The 1,691-nt window shown below is 67.9% G+C and carries 1 protein-coding gene, 1 tRNA gene and 1 pseudogene; 1 reads left to right on the top strand and 2 read right to left on the bottom strand.

Translation table 11 applies throughout. The annotated features are described in order from the left end of the window. Positions 1-452: 452 nt before the first annotated feature. Positions 453-533: transfer RNA gene (locus VF825_RS02980), tRNA-Tyr, on the bottom strand. A 123-nt stretch (positions 534-656) separates the two neighbouring features. Between VF825_RS02980 and VF825_RS02975 the strand changes: the two genes are divergently transcribed. Beyond that, complete coding sequence (locus VF825_RS02975; RefSeq protein WP_141789421.1) at positions 657-1,151, top strand: YajQ family cyclic di-GMP-binding protein; 495 nt, start codon at positions 657-659, stop codon at positions 1,149-1,151. A 95-nt stretch (positions 1,152-1,246) separates the two neighbouring features. On the opposite strand, the pseudogene VF825_RS02970 reads toward VF825_RS02975, so the two are convergent. Then, positions 1,247-1,691, bottom strand: a pseudogene (locus VF825_RS02970) (alkene reductase); the annotation flags it as partial.

The following is a 1,691-nucleotide window of genomic DNA, read 5'->3' as shown; positions in this document are numbered from 1 at the left end:
TCAGCCTCTTGGCTCCGACCTGCCCGACCAGCCCCCGGAACTCGGCCGTGGCGACCTCGACATCGGCGTAACCGGCCACGAGGAGCATCTGCGTGCTGGACATGGTCGGATCCCTTCGCGACTACGGCCCACCGAGCTGCGTGGCTGTGAAGAGTGCAGCGCGGACTTCGGCCGGCTAACAGGGGCGAAGGGCCCACACCCCGAGGTGCTCGCGCGTACCTGTCGTGGTCCTCGTCTGCGAGGTGAACAGGCGATTGGCGGCGAACGAGGAGTAGCTGCGAGCTTGCTGATGACATGCGCACCCACGCCGCCGTCGTGCCTCGCCCGGCCAATAGGCCGCATATAGGCCGCGGACAGCCATCGTCAGCCGGGTTCCGCCGGGCACGCCCGGACAGAAAGAGATCGGCCCCCGTGCTGAGCTCGTGCTCAGCCGGGGGCCGATCTGCACTGTGTGGCAGGTGAAGGATTCGAACCTTCGTAGCTTTCGCGACGGATTTACAGTCCGCTTCCATTGGCCGCTCGGACAACCTGCCGTGTGCGGTGTGAAGGATAGCAACGACACCACACCCGGAGTCCAATCGGGCCGGCGTGGCAGGCTTGGACCGAGCCCGAACCCCGCGAGCGCCCTGCGCTCGAGCCCACCCGAAGGAGCAGCCATGGCCGACTCATCGTTCGACGTCGTCAGCAAGGTCGACAAGCAGGAGGTCAGCAACGCGCTGAACCAGGCCGAGAAGGAGATCTCCCAGCGCTACGACTTCAAGGGCGTGGGCGCCTCGATCGAGTGGTCCGGCGAGAAGATCCTCATGAAGGCCAACTCCGAGGAGCGGGTGCGCGCGGTCCTCGACGTCTTCCAGACCAAGCTGATCAAGCGCAACGTCTCGCTCAAGGCCCTCGACCTCGGCGACGGCGACCCCAAGCCGTCCGGCAAGGAGTACCGCCTCGAGGCCTCCCTCAAGGACGGCATCAGCCAGGAGGACGCCAAGAAGATCTCCAAGCTGATCCGCGAGCAGGGGCCCAAGAACGTCAAGCCGCTCATCCAGGGCGACGAGCTTCGGGTGACCGGCAAGTCCCGCGACGACCTGCAGGCCGTGCAGCAGCTGCTCAAGGGCGCCGACCTCGACGTGGCGCTGCAGTTCGTCAACTACCGCTGACCTGACGCGCGAGGGCCCCGCACAGAACCGGTGCGGGGCCCTCGCATGTATGCCGGGCGGCTGGGTGCCAGCCACCCGTCATACCGGGGAGCGGGTCAGGCCGCGGACTCCTCCAGCGTGGGGTAGTCGACGTAGCCCTTGGCACCACCGGCGTAGAACGTCTCCATGTCGGGGTCGGCCAGCGGGGCGTCAGCCTTCAGGCGCTCGACCAGGTCGGGGTTGGAGATGAAGGCCCGGCCGATGGAGAAGAGCTCGCCGCGGTCCTGGGCCAGCGCCTGCCTGGCGGTGGACAGGTCGCTGGAGCCGGCGAAGCCCGTGTTGACGATGACGGTGCCGTCAAAGCCCTCGCGCAGCGCGGCCGCAACCTCACCGGACGGGTCGTCGATGACGTGCAGGTAGGCCAGGCCCAGCGGCTTGATGCCGGCGAGCAGTTCGGCGTAGGTCTGCGCCGCCTCGGTCTCGTGGATGTCGTTGAAGTCGCCACCCGGGGAGACGCGCATGCCCACGCGCTCCGCACCGATGGCCTCGACGACGGCCCGG

The sequence above is a fragment of the Oryzihumus sp. genome (assembly GCF_036391795.1).
Taxonomy (GTDB): Bacteria; Actinomycetota; Actinomycetes; order Actinomycetales; family Dermatophilaceae; genus Oryzihumus.
Note: the sequence above shows the minus strand (reverse complement) of the source record. Positions and strands in the feature narration are given on the sequence as shown.